At 70.0% G+C, this 14,682-nt stretch carries 18 protein-coding genes; 12 read left to right on the top strand and 6 right to left on the bottom strand.

What is annotated here, in order from left to right; genetic code table 11:
• Positions 1-59: 59 nt before the first annotated feature.
• The 6 genes from ACWD4J_RS27965 to ACWD4J_RS27940 all read left to right on the top strand — a co-directional run bounded on the left by ACWD4J_RS27965 (position 60) and on the right by ACWD4J_RS27940 (position 7,139).
• On the top strand, positions 60-1,832 hold the full coding sequence (locus ACWD4J_RS27965; RefSeq protein ID WP_451398197.1) for an ABC transporter substrate-binding protein: 1,773 nt from the start codon (positions 60-62) through the stop codon (positions 1,830-1,832).
• Positions 1,833-1,959: 127 nt separating this feature from the next.
• Positions 1,960-2,961, top strand: coding sequence for an ABC transporter permease (locus tag ACWD4J_RS27960; RefSeq protein WP_451398196.1), 1,002 nt, complete (start codon positions 1,960-1,962; stop codon positions 2,959-2,961).
• Positions 2,958-4,058 (top strand): ABC transporter ATP-binding protein, encoded by a 1,101-nt coding sequence (locus ACWD4J_RS27955; protein ID WP_451398195.1) that lies wholly within the window; start codon positions 2,958-2,960, stop codon positions 4,056-4,058. Before ACWD4J_RS27960 ends, ACWD4J_RS27955 begins: the two co-directional genes overlap by 4 nt.
• 44 nt (positions 4,059-4,102) lie before the next feature.
• Positions 4,103-5,374 (top strand): dipeptide ABC transporter ATP-binding protein, encoded by a 1,272-nt coding sequence (locus ACWD4J_RS27950; RefSeq protein WP_451398251.1) that lies wholly within the window; start codon positions 4,103-4,105, stop codon positions 5,372-5,374.
• A gap of 183 nt (positions 5,375-5,557) precedes the next feature.
• Entirely contained in the window at positions 5,558-6,247 is a 690-nt protein-coding gene (locus ACWD4J_RS27945) for a trimeric intracellular cation channel family protein (protein WP_451398194.1), read from the top strand.
• Between the two features lie 25 nt (positions 6,248-6,272).
• The gene (locus ACWD4J_RS27940; protein WP_451398193.1) at positions 6,273-7,139 is read left to right on the top strand and encodes a thioesterase family protein; all 867 of its coding nucleotides are present in this window, start codon (positions 6,273-6,275) and stop codon (positions 7,137-7,139) included.
• A gap of 10 nt (positions 7,140-7,149) precedes the next feature.
• Here ACWD4J_RS27940 and ACWD4J_RS27935 read toward each other — a convergent pair whose 3' ends face one another.
• Entirely contained in the window at positions 7,150-7,740 is a 591-nt protein-coding gene (locus ACWD4J_RS27935) for a TIGR03086 family metal-binding protein (protein ID WP_451398192.1), read from the bottom strand.
• Positions 7,741-7,938: 198 nt separating this feature from the next.
• A complete protein-coding gene (locus ACWD4J_RS27930; protein WP_451398191.1) occupies positions 7,939-8,559 on the bottom strand; it encodes a TetR family transcriptional regulator in 621 nt (206 codons plus the stop codon).
• Between the two features lie 118 nt (positions 8,560-8,677).
• Between ACWD4J_RS27930 and ACWD4J_RS27925 the strand changes: the two genes are divergently transcribed.
• The 3 genes from ACWD4J_RS27925 to ACWD4J_RS27915 all read left to right on the top strand — a co-directional run bounded on the left by ACWD4J_RS27925 (position 8,678) and on the right by ACWD4J_RS27915 (position 10,471).
• The gene (locus tag ACWD4J_RS27925; protein ID WP_451398190.1) at positions 8,678-8,839 is read left to right on the top strand and encodes a hypothetical protein; all 162 of its coding nucleotides are present in this window, start codon (positions 8,678-8,680) and stop codon (positions 8,837-8,839) included.
• 49 nt (positions 8,840-8,888) lie between these two features.
• Positions 8,889-9,224 carry a DUF4190 domain-containing protein gene (locus tag ACWD4J_RS27920; protein WP_451398189.1) on the top strand — a complete coding sequence of 112 codons (336 nt, stop codon included), beginning with the start codon at positions 8,889-8,891 and terminating at the stop codon, positions 9,222-9,224.
• An 83-nt stretch (positions 9,225-9,307) separates the two neighbouring features.
• Positions 9,308-10,471 (top strand): cysteine desulfurase family protein, encoded by a 1,164-nt coding sequence (locus ACWD4J_RS27915; protein ID WP_451398188.1) that lies wholly within the window; start codon positions 9,308-9,310, stop codon positions 10,469-10,471.
• Between the two features lie 63 nt (positions 10,472-10,534).
• Here the strand turns inward: ACWD4J_RS27915 and ACWD4J_RS27910 are convergent, their stop codons facing one another.
• Complete coding sequence (locus tag ACWD4J_RS27910) at positions 10,535-11,218, bottom strand: N-acetylmuramoyl-L-alanine amidase (protein ID WP_451398187.1); 684 nt, start codon at positions 11,216-11,218, stop codon at positions 10,535-10,537.
• A 60-nt stretch (positions 11,219-11,278) separates the two neighbouring features.
• Between ACWD4J_RS27910 and mnmA the strand changes: the two genes are divergently transcribed.
• Entirely contained in the window at positions 11,279-12,400 is a 1,122-nt protein-coding gene (mnmA, locus tag ACWD4J_RS27905) for a tRNA 2-thiouridine(34) synthase MnmA (protein WP_451398186.1), read from the top strand.
• Between the two features lie 36 nt (positions 12,401-12,436).
• On the opposite strand, the gene ACWD4J_RS27900 is transcribed toward mnmA, so the two are convergent.
• From ACWD4J_RS27900 to ACWD4J_RS27890, 3 genes are all read right to left on the bottom strand, one after another.
• The gene (locus ACWD4J_RS27900; RefSeq protein ID WP_451398185.1) at positions 12,437-12,586 is read right to left on the bottom strand and encodes a hypothetical protein; all 150 of its coding nucleotides are present in this window, start codon (positions 12,584-12,586) and stop codon (positions 12,437-12,439) included.
• 30 nt (positions 12,587-12,616) lie between these two features.
• Positions 12,617-12,925, bottom strand: coding sequence for a hypothetical protein (locus ACWD4J_RS27895; RefSeq protein ID WP_451398184.1), 309 nt, complete (start codon positions 12,923-12,925; stop codon positions 12,617-12,619).
• 62 nt (positions 12,926-12,987) lie between these two features.
• Positions 12,988-13,314 (bottom strand): DUF427 domain-containing protein, encoded by a 327-nt coding sequence (locus ACWD4J_RS27890; protein ID WP_451398183.1) that lies wholly within the window; start codon positions 13,312-13,314, stop codon positions 12,988-12,990.
• Between the two features lie 51 nt (positions 13,315-13,365).
• Here ACWD4J_RS27890 and ACWD4J_RS27885 point away from each other — a divergent pair, with 51 nt between their 5' ends.
• Positions 13,366-13,905 carry an LOG family protein gene (locus ACWD4J_RS27885; RefSeq protein ID WP_451398182.1) on the top strand — a complete coding sequence of 180 codons (540 nt, stop codon included), beginning with the start codon at positions 13,366-13,368 and terminating at the stop codon, positions 13,903-13,905.
• Between the two features lie 71 nt (positions 13,906-13,976).
• On the top strand, positions 13,977-14,666 hold the full coding sequence (locus ACWD4J_RS27880) for an SDR family oxidoreductase (RefSeq protein WP_451398181.1): 690 nt from the start codon (positions 13,977-13,979) through the stop codon (positions 14,664-14,666).
• Positions 14,667-14,682: the final 16 nt, after the last annotated feature.

The raw sequence follows: 14,682 nt of genomic DNA, 5'->3' as shown, positions 1-14,682 counted from the left end.
CTTCCCATGGTTCTCCGGCTTGAGGCCCGGGACCGCGAATCTCGGAGGTTACGAGAAAAATGCCCACAGGTTCCCCGAAGCGACGGCTCGCTGCTGGCGCAGCCCTCGTTGTCGCGGCGCTGGTGACCACCACGGCGTGCGGCGGCGGCGATGACGGCAACGGCAGCGACGACGCGAAGGGCGCGGGCTACAACGCCGCGCTGAACAAGGTCGTCAACGCGTCCACCAAGAAGGGCGGGACGCTGAAGTTCGTCGGCAAGCAGGACTTCGACTCCCTGGACCCGCAGCGCACGTACTACGGCATGACCTGGGACTTCATGCGGTTCTTCACCCGCACCCTGGTCACGTACGACACCAAGCCGGGCGCCGCGTCCAACAAGCTCGTCGGCGACCTCGCCACCGGTCCGGCCGAGGTCTCGGCCGACGGCAAGACCTACACGTACAAGCTGCGTGACGGCCTGACGTGGGAGGACGGCTCCAAGCTGACCTCCAAGGACGTCAAGTACGGCATCGAGCGCATCTGGGCGACCGACGTCATCACCGGCGGCCCCGCGTACCTCAAGCAGACGCTCGACCCCAAGGGCGAGTACAAGGGCCCCTACAAGGACAAGTCCGCGGACAAGCTGGGCCTGAAGGCGATCGAGACGCCGGACGACCAGACCGTCGTCTTCAAGCTGCCGAAGCCCAACGGTGACTTCGAGCAGTTCCTGGCGATGCCCACCGGCGCCCCGGTGAAGCAGAGCGAGGACACGGGCGCCAAGTACACGCAGCACCCGTTCTCCTCCGGCCCGTACAAGGTCCAGTCGTACAAGGCGAACAAGGGCCTGACCCTGGTCCGCAACGACAAGTGGAACAAGGCGTCGGACCCGATCCGCCCGGCCCTGCCGAACAAGATCACCGTGACGATCTCCGCCAACCTGGAGGAGAACGACAAGCGGCTGATGGAAGGCGACTACGACATCGACGTCAACGGCACGGGCATGACCCAGTCCGGCCGTGTCACCGCCGTCGAGGACCACAAGGCCGACATCGACAACATCCAGACGTCGTTCGTCCGTTACGTGGCGCTCGTCCACACCGCGAAGCCGCTGGACAACGTCCACTGCCGCAAGGCCGTCTTCTACGCCACGGACTTCGCGGGCCTGCAGCAGACCCGCGGTGGCGCGGTCGCCGGCGGTGAGATCGCCAACTCCACCTTCCCGAAGGCGATCCCCGGCTACAGCGACTACGACCCGTACGGCGTCCTCGCCCGCAAGGGCAAGCCGGACCTCACCAAGGCCAAGGCGGAGCTGAAGGAGTGCGGCGAGCCGAACGGCTTCTCCACCAAGATCAGCGCCCGTAGCAACAACCCGGGTGAGGTCGACACCGCCGAGGCCCTGCAGGAGCAGCTCGGCAAGGTCGGCATCAAGATCGAGGTCGACCCGATCGACGGCGCCGAGTCCTCCAGCATCACCGGCTCGCCGAAGGTCGTGAAGGCGCGTGGCTACGGCATGACGATGAGCGGCTGGGGCCCGGACTTCGCGACCGGCCAGGGCTACGCGCAGCCGCTGTTCGACAGCCGCTTCCTGTTCGAGAGCGGCAACTACAACGAGTCGCAGATCAAGGACAAGACGATCGACAAGATCTTCGACGACGCGATCGCGACGACCGACAAGGCCAAGTCCGAGGAGCTGTACAAGCAGCTCGACAAGCGCCTGCTCGACAACGCCGACTGGATGCCGTTCATCTACGAGAAGAACATCTCGTGGCGCGGCCCGCGTCTGACGAACGTCTACTCGTCCGCTGCATACAACGGTCGGTACGACTACGTGTCGCTGGGCGTCGTCAAGTAGTCGCCGAACACCAGTAGTCACCGTTTCCACGCCGCCGAATCCCGCCAGTCCGAAGGGCAGGTGATGGCCCCGGGCGGCGGCCGGGACCTCTCACGAGGAGGACCCGGCCGCCGCCGGGCCGCGCACAGTGCTTGCTTATCTCATCCGGCGCCTGATCGCCGTAGTCATCATGGTGCTGGTCGTACTGCTCGCGACCTTCACCGTCTTCTTCATGCTGCCCAAGTGGGCGGGACAGGACATCGCCGTCCTCTTCGCCGGCAAGGCATCGGGTGCCGAGCAAGTCGAGGGCATCCGCACCAAACTGGGCCTCGACCAGCCGCTGCTCGTGCAGTTCTGGGACTTCGTCAAGGCCATCCCGATGGGGCGCGACTACGCCAACGGCAACGACGTCACCCACTGCCCCGCCCCCTGCTTCGGCTACTCCTTCCGCACGGAGGAGCCGGTGTGGAGCACGCTCAAGGACGCGCTGCCCGTCACCGCTGCCCTCACCGCCGGTGCCTGCGTCCTGTGGCTCGCCGCGGGTGTCGCGACCGGGGTGCTCTCCGCCCTCAAGCGGGGCTCCGTCTGGGACCGCACCGCGATGATCGCCGCGCTCGGCGGCGTCTCCCTGCCGATCTTCTTCACCGGCATGGTCGCGATGGGCATCTTCGTGCACAGCCTGGGCTGGGTGCACATCGAGGACAACCTGAGCACGGACGACTCCATCGGCGTCTGGTTCCAGACGCTGCTGCTGCCGTGGATCGTGCTCGCCCTGCTCAACGCAGCCATGTACGCCCGCCTCACCCGCGCCACCATGCTGGAGGTGCTCGGCGAGGACTACATCCGCACCGCCCGCGCCAAGGGGCTCGGTGAGCGCGCCGTCATCACCCGGCACGCCCTGCGCTCCGCGATGACGCCGATCCTGACCGTCTTCGGTCTCGACATCGGCGTACTGCTCGGCGGCGCCGTGCTGACCGAGTCCACGTTCAACCTGCCGGGGCTCGGTCTCGCCGCGGTCCAGGCCATCAGCTCCAAGGACCTGCCGGTGATCCTCGGCGTGACGCTGTTCGCGGCCCTCGCGATCGCCGTCGCGAACCTCGTCGTGGACCTCCTGTACGCCGTGATCGATCCCCGAGTGAGGCTCGCATGACCGAACTCAGCAAGAGCGGAGCGGCCGTCGGCGAGCCCGTCGCCCAGGACTCGCCCGCCCCGACCGCCTTCCTCGAAGTACGCGACCTCAAGGTGCACTTCCCCACCGACGACGGCCTGGTCAAGTCCGTCGACGGGCTCAGCTTCCAGCTGGAGAAGGGCAAGACCCTCGGCATCGTGGGTGAGTCGGGCTCCGGCAAGTCCGTGACCTCGCTCGGCATCATGGGCCTGCACACCGCCGGCCAGTACGGCAAGCGCAAGGCGCAGCTCTCCGGCGAGATCTGGCTCGACGGCAGGGAACTGCTGTCCGCCGACCCGGACGAGGTGCGCAAGCTGCGCGGCCGCGAGATGTCCATGATCTTCCAGGATCCGCTGTCGGCCCTGCACCCGTACTACACGATCGGCCGGCAGATCGTGGAGGCGTACCAGGTCCACCACGACGTGGACAAGAAGACCGCCCGCAGGCGCGCCATCGAGATGCTCGACCGGGTGGGCATCCCCCAGCCGGACAAGCGGGTCGACAGCTACCCGCACGAGTTCTCCGGCGGTATGCGGCAGCGCGCGATGATCGCCATGGCGCTCGTCAACAACCCCGAGCTGCTCATCGCGGACGAGCCGACGACCGCCCTCGACGTGACGGTCCAGGCGCAGATCCTCGACCTGATCCGCGATCTGCAGAAGGAGTTCGGCTCCGCGGTCATCATCATCACCCACGACCTCGGCGTGGTCGCCGAGCTCGCGGACGACATCCTCGTGATGTACGGCGGCCGCTGCGTGGAGCGCGGCCCGGCCGAGAGCGTGTTCTACGAGCCCCGGCACCCGTACACCTGGGGCCTGCTCGGGTCGATGCCGCGGCTCGACCGCGAGCAGACCGACCGGCTGATCCCGGTCAAGGGCTCCCCGCCCTCACTGATCAACATCCCGTCGGGCTGTGCCTTCAACCCGCGCTGCCCGTACGCGGACGTGCCCAAGGACAACGTGACCCGCACCGTCCGTCCTGAGCTCGCCGAGGTCGGCAGCCGGCACTGGGCCGCCTGCCATATGACGCAGGAGCAGCGGGAACGTATCTGGACCGAAGAGATTGCGCCCAAGCTGTGAGCGCGAACCCTGAGAAGAGCGCCGTGACGAGCGAGGACAAGGCCGTGACCATTCCCGCGCAGAGCGGTGGCGCCAAGCTGAAGAAGGGTCCGGCCCAGGGCGAGGCCCTGCTCAGGGTCTCCGGGCTGCAGAAGCACTTCCCCATCCGCAAGGGCCTCCTGCAGCGCCAGGCCGGCGCGGTGAAGGCCGTCGACGGGCTCGACTTCGAGGTGCGCTCGGGCGAGACGCTCGGCGTCGTCGGCGAGTCCGGCTGCGGCAAGTCGACCATGGGGCGGCTGATCACACGGCTGCTCGAACCGACCGCAGGGAAGATCGAGTTCGAGGGCAAGGACATCACGCACCTCGGCGTCGGCGGGATGCGCCCGCTGCGCCGCGACGTGCAGATGATCTTCCAGGACCCCTACTCGTCGCTGAACCCGCGCCACACGATCGGCACGATCGTCGGCGCGCCCTTCCGGCTGCAGGGCGTCACGCCCGAGGGCGGCATCAAGAAGGAGGTGCAGCGGCTCCTCGAGGTCGTGGGCCTGAGCCCCGAGCACTACAACCGCTACCCGCACGAGTTCTCCGGAGGCCAGCGCCAGCGCATCGGCATCGCCCGCGCGCTCGCGCTCAACCCGAAGCTCGTCGTGGCGGACGAGCCGGTCTCCGCGCTCGACGTGTCGATCCAGGCGCAGGTGGTGAACCTGCTCGACGACCTCCAGGCCGAGCTGGGTCTCACCTACGTGATCATCGCCCACGACCTGTCGGTCGTCCGGCATGTGTCCGACCGCATCGCGGTGATGTACCTCGGCAAGATCGTCGAGCTCGCCGACCGGGACTCGCTGTACAAGGCGCCCATGCACCCGTACACCAAGGCCCTGATGTCGGCGGTGCCGATCCCCGACCCCAGGCGCCGGGCGGCCAAGAGCGAGCGGATCCTGCTCAAGGGCGACGTGCCGTCGCCGATCTCGCCGCCGAGCGGCTGCCGGTTCCACACCCGCTGCTGGAAGGCGACGGACATCTGCAGGACGCAGGAGCCGCTGCTGCTCGAACTGAAGCCCGGCCAGCAGGTCGCCTGCCACCACCCCGAGAACGCCGAGGACCAGGCACCGCAGGACACGGTCCTGCTGACGGCGGCCACCGAGGCGATCGACGTGGTGACGGTGGGCGGGGACGAGCCCGAGGAGACGGCTGCCGAGCAGGCGTCCGAGCCGGAGCCGTCTGAGCCGGAAGCGTCCGTGCCGGAGCCGTCCGATCCGGAAGCGTCCGAGCCGGAAGCGGTCGGGGCGGAGCCCGCCGTGCCGGAACCGTCCGCGGAGAAGCCGGTCAAGGAGTAGCAGGCCGGGAGCAGCAGGCCGTATGAGCGGTCACGATCACGGCCGGACGGGAGCGCGGCGACGCGGCGCCTTCCCGTCCGGCGAGACGGCGCCCTCCCGTCCTGCGGGACCGCCCTGACCTGCGCCGGGACGGCCCTGACCTGCGACGTCACGACACAGTCGGCACACAGGTAAGAATGTCGGGTGCTCCAGGATCTGTTCACCCCTTCCGTCCAGCATTCGCTCGACCTCGCCGGGATCTTCGTCTTCGCCATCTCCGGCGCCCTCCTCGCCGTACGCAAGAACTTCGACGTCTTCGGCATCGGGGTGCTCGCGGAGGTCACCGCGCTGGGCGGAGGGGTGCTGCGCGACCTGATCATCGGGGCGGTCCCGCCGGCCGCCTTCACGGATCTCGGGTACTTCCTCATGCCGCTGATCGCGGCGGCGCTGGTCTTCTTCCTGCACCCCGAGGTGGAGCGGATCCAGACCGGCGTGAACATCTTCGACGCGGCGGGCCTCGGGCTCTTCTGCGTTGCCGGTACCACCAAGGCGTACGAGTACGGGCTCGGGCTGACCGCCTCGGCGGCTCTGGGCGTTGCTACGGCGGTGGGCGGCGGTGTGCTGCGCGACATCATCGCCAACGAGGTGCCCTCGCTCGTGCGCTGGGACCGGGACCTGTACGCGGTGCCCGCGATGGTCGGCACGGCGATGGTCGCGCTGTGCATCAAGTTCGACGCCCTGTCCGCCGTCACGAGCGGCGTCGCCGCGGCGACCGCGTTCGTCCTGCGGCTGCTCGCGATGCGGTACCACTGGCGCGCGCCCCGGGCCTGGAACCGGAGGTCCACGGCGGTCGAGCCCGACGATGCGGCAGGAGAATTCAAAGCTACCGCTTAGTAGTTTTCTGTTGTACGGTGCCGCCATGGCAGCAGCACAGGCAGCGCAGACGACCCAGGCAACGATCGGGGACAGTGAGTTCGACCGGGACACCGCGGTCACACCGCGCGAGCCGGGCCTGTACGAGGCCGAGCTCTCCGCCGGCTGGACGATCGCCGGCGCCGTCAACGGCGGCTATCTGCTCGCCGTCCTGGGTCGGGCCCTCGCGGACACCCTGCCGCACACCGACCCGTTCACGATCTCCGCGCACTATCTGACGGCGTCCCGCCCGGGCCCCGCCGTCGTCCGCACGGAGACCGTACGCACCGGCCGCACCCTGTCGACCGGGCAGGCGTCGCTCCTGCAGTACGACGACGAGGGCAACGAGGTCGAGCGCATCCGGGTGCTTGCCTCGTACGGCGACCTCGACGGACTCCCCGACGACGTGCGCACCACGGCCGAGCCGCCCCGGATGCCGCCCGTCGAGCAGTGCTTCGGCGCGGATGACGCACCCGAGGGCGCGTCGCCGATGGGCGGCTTCCCGATCGCCGACCGGCTGATGGTCAAACTCGACCCGTCGACGCTCGGCTGGGCGCTGGGTCAGCCGTCCGGCAAGGGGGACATGCGGGCGTGGTTCGGGCTCGCAGACGGCCGGGACGCCGACCCCTTCTCGCTGCTGCTCGCCGTGGACGCCCTGCCGCCCACCGCCTTCGACCTGGGCCTCAAGGGCTGGGTGCCGACGGTCGAGCTCACCGTGCACGTACGGTGCCGCCCGGCGCCCGGACCGCTGCGGGTCGCCATCAGCACGCGCAACCTCGCGGGCGGCTTCCTGGAGGAGGACGCCGAGGTCTGGGACAGCGCGGACCGGCTGGTCGCTCAGTCGCGCCAGCTGGCGCGGGCGCGGCTGAGCTGAGTCGCCCGGATCACCGGAGGGCGACGGGCTGCCGTCCGAGCCAGGCGGCCAGCTGTCCGTAGGCGTCCGCCCCCTCGGGGGCGGGCAGCACCGCCTCGAAGGGAACACCCTCCCCGCGGCGTTCGGCCGGCAGCGCCTGTCGACCGAACCTCAGTGCGAACTCGGCCAGCTCCTGGTCCAGTTCGAGCGGCCTCCCCAGCCCCTCGGACAGGTCCCAGGCGTGCGTCACCAGCTCCATGACGAACCCGGAGAGCGCCGCCCGTCCCGGCATCGTGCCCCACGGCATCTCCATCTGTGCGTCCAGCCGCGCGCTGTCCGCCCATGCGGCGATCGCACCGGCCCGCATCTCCTCGTACGCGACGCTCCAGCCGTCGTCGGGCACGCCTTCGGCGGACGCCGGAACGGACAGTGCCTTGCCGCCCTCGCCGACGACCGCGATGCGGCGGGTGACGCCGACGATGTGCGAGAGCAGGGCGCGTACGTCGAACTCGGAGCAGGGTGTCGGCGCCGTCAGCTGCTCGGCGCGGACCGTCTTGATCAGCGCGGAGAGCTGCTCGGTGGCGCGTTCGAACAGGGGGCGCGGGTCGGGCAGGGTATTCATCTCGGGCCTCTTCCTCTGTGGTGCTCGATTTCCTGTGTTGCTCGGGCGCTGCTCGTGGCGTTGCTCCATGGCTACCGCACAGTGCCCGAATTTCCTGACATTTACTGTCAGGTGTTCCCGTGCCCTCCCAGTCGCCTTCCCTCCGCGCCGTCCGCGCCTCCTGGAGGCCGATGACGGGTTGGTTCGGCGGGGTGCCGTTCAGTCCAGCCAGTGGCGGCGGCCCAGGCTCACCAGGCGCATCTGGCGGCGCGCGAGGCTGGCCACGCGCTCCTCGGTGCCCGGTTCGGTCTCGAGGAACGCGGACGCGGTCATCACCATGTGGTCGACGTACAGGCGCGCCAGCATCAGCAGGTCGTCCTCGCTCCAGCCCTCCGATTCGGGGTGCTTGGCGAGTTCGACGGCCACTTCCCCGGCGAACCGGTCCAGTTGCTCGCCGATGGCGGCGCGGACCGGCTGTACGCCGCCGTGTCGCTCGCGCGTGATGAAGCGGACGTGCGGGGCGTGAGTCCGTACATGACTCGCGATCAAGTCGACGGTGCGGTCGATGCGCTGGTCGCTGTCGCCGGTCGCCGCGAGCGTGGTGCCGATCATCTCGTGCAGGCTGCCGAGCGCCTCCTCGACCAGCGCGACTCCGAGGTCCGCGGTGCTGCGGAAGTGCCGGTAGAAGGCGGTCGGCGCGATACCGACGGCGCGGGTGACCTCGCGCAGGCCCAGGCTGCTCAGGCTCTGACCCTCCAGCAGCCCCAACGCCGCGTCCAGCAGGGCCTGTCGGGTCCTCTGCTTCTGGGTCTGGCGGATACCGGCTGGTATGTGACTCATGCCATGCAGTTAACAACTGTTCTCTGGAATTGGGAAGCCGGGAGGGCAGTTAGACTCAGTAGTCAGTGAACAGTTGTAGCGACAAGCGTTCACCCAAAACTTCCACGAGAGGCATTCGATGCTGATCCTCGTCGCAGCCCTGCTTCTGCTGGGCGTCACGCTGGGCACCGTGGCCCACGCCCCTCTTCCCCTCACGCTGGCCGCCGCAGCCGTGATCGGCGTATGGCTCGCCGTCTTCGCCGTACGCGAGCGGCACTCCCGCCGGCGCCACGACCACTGACCGCTGATCCCCTCAGGAACTCTCCGCAGATCCCTTCAGGAGTGGAGTCATGCAATTCACCGCCGCCTTCTCCGCGCGTCCGACATCTTCCGCACCGCCTGCGGGCCGGTCCGACCGGTCCGGCAAGCGAGGCCCCGAGCTGCGCCGCTCCGGCGTGGGTGACGCCGACGGCATGGCCGTCGCCTCGTTCGTCCTCGGCCTGGTCGGCCTGCTCGTCCTCAATCTCTTCCTCGGGCCGGTCGCCATCGCCCTTGCGGCCTTCGCGCTCCACCGCGGCACCGCGCGCCGCGGCCGCGCCCTGCTCGGCCTGGGCCTCGGCCTTGCCGACCTGCTGGTTCTGGCAGCCTTCGTCTCGGTCGACCACACGGTGTCCTGGTCCTTCTGACCTGCCGCCGTGACGCCACCCGGCAGGGGGCGCCCCACGGTGGCGGACGGGCCCGCGCCCGGGCCTCGTAGAATCAGACCACCATGGCCTACCTCGACCACGCCGCGACCACTCCGATGCTTCCGGAGGCGATCGAGGCGATGACAGCCCAGCTCGCCGTGACCGGCAACGCCTCCTCGCTGCACGCCGCCGGCCGCCGGGCCCGGCGCACCGTCGAGGAGGCCCGTGAATCCCTCGCCGAGGCACTGGGCGCACGCCCCAGCGAGGTCGTCTTCACCTCCGGTGGCACCGAGGCGGACAACCTCGCGGTGAAGGGCCTGTTCTGGGCCCGCCGTGCCGCCGACCCCGCCCGTACCCGCGTCCTGGCGAGCCCTGTCGAGCACCATGCCGTCCTCGACGCCGTGCACTGGCTCGGCGAACAGGAGGGCGCGACGGTGGAGTACCTGCCCGTGGACACCTACGGCCGGGTGCACCCCGAGGCGCTGCGCGAGGCGATCGAGCGCAACCCCGACGATGTCGCCCTGGTGACCGTGATGTGGGCCAACAACGAGATCGGCACCGTCATGCCGGTCCGTCAACTCGCCGCGGTCGCCGCCGAGTTCGGCGTCCCGGTGCACGCGGACGCCGTCCAGGCCTTCGGGCAGGTGCCCGTCGACTTCGGCACCTCCGGGCTCGCGGCGATGACCGTGTCCGGGCACAAGATCGGCGGCCCGTACGGCATCGGCGCACTGCTGCTCGGTCGTGAGTACAGCCCCGTGCCGGTGCTGCACGGCGGCGGCCAGGAACGCCACGTCCGCTCCGGCACCCTGGACGTGCCTGCCGTCGCCGCGTTCGCCGTCGCCGGACGGCTCGCTGCCGAGCAGCGCGAGCGGTTCGCCCTCGAGATCGGCGGACTGCGCGACCAGCTGATCGACGTGGTGCGCAAGGCCGTTCCGGACGCGATCCTCGGCGGAGACCCCACTGACCGGCTGCCCGCCAACGCGCACTTCACGTTCCCCGGCTGCGAGGGCGACTCGCTGCTCCTCCTGCTCGACGCCCAGGGCATCGAGTGCTCCACGGGGTCCGCGTGCACGGCCGGCGTGGCCCAGCCGAGCCATGTCCTGCTCGCCACCGGCACCGACCCCGACCTGGCCCGCGGCACCCTCCGCTTCTCCCTCGGCCATACGTCGACGGAGGCGGACGTCGACGCGGTGGCCCAGGCGATCGGCCCGGCGGTGGAGCGCGCACGTACGGCAGGGCTGACGTAGGCGTCCTCTGCAGAAACGGTTGAGCACACGCCGTACGGGGGTGGGGCGCGCCGTGGTACGGGATCAGGCGCTCGCCGTACGGGCCTCACGGACCAGGCGTATGTACCGGTCCCAGTCCCAGTGCGGCCCCGGGTCCGTGTGGTCCGTGCCCGGCACCTCGGCATGGCCGATGATGTGCTCCCGGTCGACCGGCATGTCGTACCGCGCGCATATCGCGGCCGTCAGCCGCGCCGAGGCGCGGTACATCGCGTCCGTGAACGACGAGGGCCGGTCGACGAAGCCCTCGTGCTCGATGCCGACGCTCCGTTCGTTGTAGGCCCGGTTGCCCGCGTGGAACGCCACGTCCAGCTCGCGGATCATCTGGGCTATGTGCCCGTCCTTGCGCACCACGTAGTGCGAGGCGGCCTGGTGCCCGGGGTCCCGGAACACCTTCAGGGTCGAGGCGTAACTGCCCTGTGCGACGTGGATGACCACCCGGTCGATGCGGTAGTCGTCGGGACGGTCCGCCCGCCGGCGGTTCGCCGAGGACGCCGCCACCCACTGCGCGCCACGGAAATCGACCTCCCCCTCCTTGCGGTCCTTCTCCACGCCCGGGAGACGCCACCACAGGCGCCCCAGCTCTTCGCGCGCGAGCCCTGCCGCGCTCACGGCGACCGCCGCACCGCCGATGAACAGCGCGCGTCGCCCGAGGCTCGGCCCCGAGTCCTTCCCCGCCTGGCGGCTCCCCAGGCCCTTCTGTTCCCCCATGTGATCGTCAACGGATACGCGCGGGACCAGGTTCCCGTCGACCCGTACTCTTGAAGAGCTATGACTGAGATCTCGCAGCGCCCTCTCCGCGTCCTCGCCGCCATGTCCGGCGGAGTGGACTCCGCCGTCGCCGCCGCCCGAGCCGCCGAGGCCGGGCACGACGTGACCGGAGTGCACCTCGCCCTCTCGGCGAACCCGCAGTCGTTCCGCACGGGCGCCCGGGGCTGTTGCACCATCGAGGACTCGCGCGACGCCCGGCGCGCCGCAGACGTCATCGGCATCCCCTTCTACGTCTGGGACCTCGCCGAGCGGTTCCGCGAGGACGTCGTCGAGGACTTCATCGCCGAGTACGAGGCGGGACGCACCCCGAACCCGTGCCTGCGCTGCAACGAGAAGATCAAGTTCGCGGCGCTGCTCGACAAGGCGCTCGCGCTCGGCTTCGACGCGGTCTGCACCGGTCACTACGCCAAGGTGATCGTGAACGAGGACGGCACCCGCGAGCTGCACCGTGCATCGGACATGGCCAAGGACCAGTCGTACGTGCTCGGAGTCCTGGACGACAAGCAGCTGGCGCACGCGATGTTCCCGCTGGGCGACACGGTCACCACCAAGGACGAGATCCGTGCGGAGGCCGAGCGCCGCGGGCTCGCCGTCGCGAAGAAGCCCGACAGCCACGACATCTGCTTCATCGCCGACGGCGACACCCAGGGCTTCCTCGCGCAGCGGCTCGGCAAGGCCGAGGGCGACATCGTCGACGAGTCGGGCACCAGGCTGGGCACCCACGAGGGGGCGTACGGCTTCACGATCGGCCAGCGCAAGGGCCTGCGCATCGGCACCCCTGCGGCCGACGGCAAGCCGCGCTACGTGCTGGACATCTCTCCCGTGAACAACACGGTGACGGTTGGCCCGGCAGCCTCCCTCGACGTCTCGGGCCTCACCGCGATCAAGCCCCGCTGGTGCGGTGTCGCGCCGGCGGGCGCGGGCACGTACACCGCTCAGCTGCGTGCCCACGGCGGCGAGACGGCCGTGACCGCCGAGCTCGTCGGCGACGAGCTCCAGGTCGCCTTCGAGGAGCCGGTGCGCGGCGTCGCTCCGGGCCAGGCGATCGTGCTGTACGACGGCACGCGCGTGGTGGGCTCGGCGACGATCGCGACGACCACGCGCGCGAGGGCGGTCGCCTGACGCCTCCCGCCCGGAGGCCGTGTCCTCCGGGGCGTGTCAGAGCTGCCTTGCGGACAGGTAGTGGTGCAGGCCGCCGCCCAGTTCGCTGTACCAGGCATGCAGCGCGGACGTGCGGCGCGCCTTCACCCGGCACTCGAACATCCGGCCGTCGAGCACCACCGCCGCCACACACAAGTAGGCGCCCATAGGCCGGAAATGGACGGTCTGCAGATGCGGTCACGGGAAATCGGCCGCGTAGACGCCCTGTTCGAAGTGCACGCCCTCAGGGCCGACGGCCACGCCGTTGTCGGGGTCGGCGGCCAGGAACTCGGGGCCGTCCAGCGGTGTCGCAGGCGCCGACGGGTAGGGCGGCGCAACCGGTGCCGGCGGGGGAGGAGAGGCGGGGACCGCGGGCTGGAACGGCGCAGGCGGGGCGGGCTGGAACGACGATGCGGCCGGGGGCGGCGCGAAGGGCGGGGGCGGCGGACCGAAGCCCCCCGGGTCGGCCTGACCGCCGTGGCTCTGCTCGACTCCCATGCCGGTCATGCCCGTCCCCCTCGAAGGTCTCCGTGGCGTCGCCCCGCGTCCCACCTGGTTTTTACCTGGTTCTACCCCACCACCTCGACCTCGTAGAAACAGAGGTGGTCCTTGATCTCGGCGACGTCCGGCTTCGGATCGGGGTAAGCCCACACCAGGTCGGGCGAGCCCGGCACCGACCAGTAGGACGCCGTGCCCTTGAAGGGGCAGTACGTGTGGGTCTCGGAGGCTGTGAGGAGGTCCGTCCGGACGTCCTCCGGAGGCAGGTAGTAGCGCACCGGACAGCCGGTTTCTCGCAGCACGACGGGGCGCCGGCTCTCCGCGAGGACCTCGCCCCGGTGCACCACGCGTACGTGCTCCGTGCTCTGCTCGACAGTGATGGTGTGTCCTTCGGCCATGCAAGGCACAGCGCGTGAAGGGCGTGAGTTCTTCCCCCGTACGGTAGGCGCATGAATATCTGTGTCTTCCTCTCCGCCGCCGACCTCGACGACCGCTACACGCGCCCCGCGCGGGAGTTCGCCGAGCTGTTGGGGAAAGGAGGGCACACCCTGGTGTGGGGCGGGTCCGACGTGGGGCTCATGAAGGTCGTCGCGGACGGTGTGCAGGAGGCCGGCGGGCGGCTCGTCGGCATCTCCGTCGACTTCCTGGCGTCCAAGACGCGGGTGGGCGCCGACGAGATGGTGATCGCCAAGGATCTCGCCGAGAGGAAGGCGCTGCTCCTGGAGAGGGCCGACGCGATCGTGATCATGGTCGGCGGGACCGGGACGCTGGACGAGGCCACCGAGATCCTGGAGCTCAAGAAGCACGGGCTCCACACCAAGCCCGTGGTGCTGCTCAACGCGGCGGGCTTCTACGACGGGCTCAAGGAGCAGTTCCGGCGGATGGAGGAAGAGGGCTTCCTGCCGCTGCCCCTCAACGAGCTGGTGTTCTTCGCCGAGGAGCCGGTGGGGGCCCTCGCCTACCTCGAAGAGTCGCTCGGCACGCAGTGAATCGCCCGCACACAGGGGGTCGCGGGCAGGCAGTGACCAGCCCGGCATGCCGTGATGCGAGCATGTGAAGCATGGCTACACATGTGATCACCGGGGCAGGCTCCGGCATCGGCGCGGCCGTCGCCCGGCGCCTCCACGCGCGCGGGGACGAGCTGGTGCTCCTCGTACGGGACGCCGGCCGCGCGAAGGAGCTGGCCGCGGACTACTCCGGCGCCCGGACCCTGGTGGGCGACCTCGCCGACCCGGACAGGCTGTCGTGGGCGTTCTCGCACCAGACGTTGCCCGACCGGGTCGACTCGCTGTTGCACATCGCGGGTGTCGTCGACCTCGGCCCCGTCGGCGAGCTCACCCCGAAGACATGGCGCAGCCAGCTCAACGTCAACCTGATCGCCCCCGCTGAGCTGACCCGGCACTTCCTGCCCCAGCTCCGTGTCGCCCAGGGGCATGTGGTGTTCGTGAACTCGGGCGCGGGCCTGAACGCGCACGCCGACTGGTCCGCGTACGCCGCCTCCAAGCACGGCCTGAAGGCGCTGGCCGACTCGCTGCGGCAGGAGGAGCACGCGAACGGCGTCCGCGTCACCTCCGTCTACCCGGGCCGCACGGCCAGCCCCATGCAGGCCAAGGTCCACCAGCAGGAGGGCAAGGAGTACGACCCCGCCCGCTGGATCGACCCCGAGTCCGTCGCCACGACGATCCTCATGGCCATCGACCTCCCGCGGGATGCCGAGGTCAACGACCTGACGGTGCGGCCGGGCCGCTGACCTCGACAGTGCGGCC

The organism is Streptomyces sp. NPDC002577 (assembly GCF_053594815.1).
The sequence above is the reverse complement of the archived record's forward strand: the minus strand, read 5'-3'. Positions and strand labels throughout refer to the sequence as shown.

Excerpts from the sequence above, each read along its gene's own strand:
- ACWD4J_RS27890 (WP_451398183.1), bottom strand. The coding sequence starts at position 13,314 with ATGGCCGAAGGACACACCATCACTGTCGAGCAGAGCACGGAGCACGTA.
- ACWD4J_RS27885 (WP_451398182.1), top strand. The coding sequence starts at position 13,366 with ATGAATATCTGTGTCTTCCTCTCCGCCGCCGACCTCGACGACCGCTAC.
- ACWD4J_RS27880 (WP_451398181.1), top strand. The coding sequence starts at position 13,977 with ATGGCTACACATGTGATCACCGGGGCAGGCTCCGGCATCGGCGCGGCC.
- ACWD4J_RS27930 (WP_451398191.1), bottom strand. The coding sequence starts at position 8,559 with ATGAGTCACATACCAGCCGGTATCCGCCAGACCCAGAAGCAGAGGACC.
- ACWD4J_RS27940 (WP_451398193.1), top strand. The coding sequence starts at position 6,273 with ATGGCAGCAGCACAGGCAGCGCAGACGACCCAGGCAACGATCGGGGAC.
- ACWD4J_RS27900 (WP_451398185.1), bottom strand. The coding sequence starts at position 12,586 with ATGGGCGCCTACTTGTGTGTGGCGGCGGTGGTGCTCGACGGCCGGATG.
- ACWD4J_RS27955 (WP_451398195.1), top strand. The coding sequence starts at position 2,958 with ATGACCGAACTCAGCAAGAGCGGAGCGGCCGTCGGCGAGCCCGTCGCC.
- ACWD4J_RS27965 (WP_451398197.1), top strand. The coding sequence starts at position 60 with ATGCCCACAGGTTCCCCGAAGCGACGGCTCGCTGCTGGCGCAGCCCTC.
- ACWD4J_RS27920 (WP_451398189.1), top strand. The coding sequence starts at position 8,889 with ATGCAATTCACCGCCGCCTTCTCCGCGCGTCCGACATCTTCCGCACCG.
- ACWD4J_RS27910 (WP_451398187.1), bottom strand. The coding sequence starts at position 11,218 with ATGGGGGAACAGAAGGGCCTGGGGAGCCGCCAGGCGGGGAAGGACTCG.
- ACWD4J_RS27915 (WP_451398188.1), top strand. The coding sequence starts at position 9,308 with ATGGCCTACCTCGACCACGCCGCGACCACTCCGATGCTTCCGGAGGCG.
- mnmA (WP_451398186.1), top strand. The coding sequence starts at position 11,279 with ATGACTGAGATCTCGCAGCGCCCTCTCCGCGTCCTCGCCGCCATGTCC.
- ACWD4J_RS27925 (WP_451398190.1), top strand. The coding sequence starts at position 8,678 with ATGCTGATCCTCGTCGCAGCCCTGCTTCTGCTGGGCGTCACGCTGGGC.
- ACWD4J_RS27935 (WP_451398192.1), bottom strand. The coding sequence starts at position 7,740 with ATGAATACCCTGCCCGACCCGCGCCCCCTGTTCGAACGCGCCACCGAG.
- ACWD4J_RS27895 (WP_451398184.1), bottom strand. The coding sequence starts at position 12,925 with ATGACCGGCATGGGAGTCGAGCAGAGCCACGGCGGTCAGGCCGACCCG.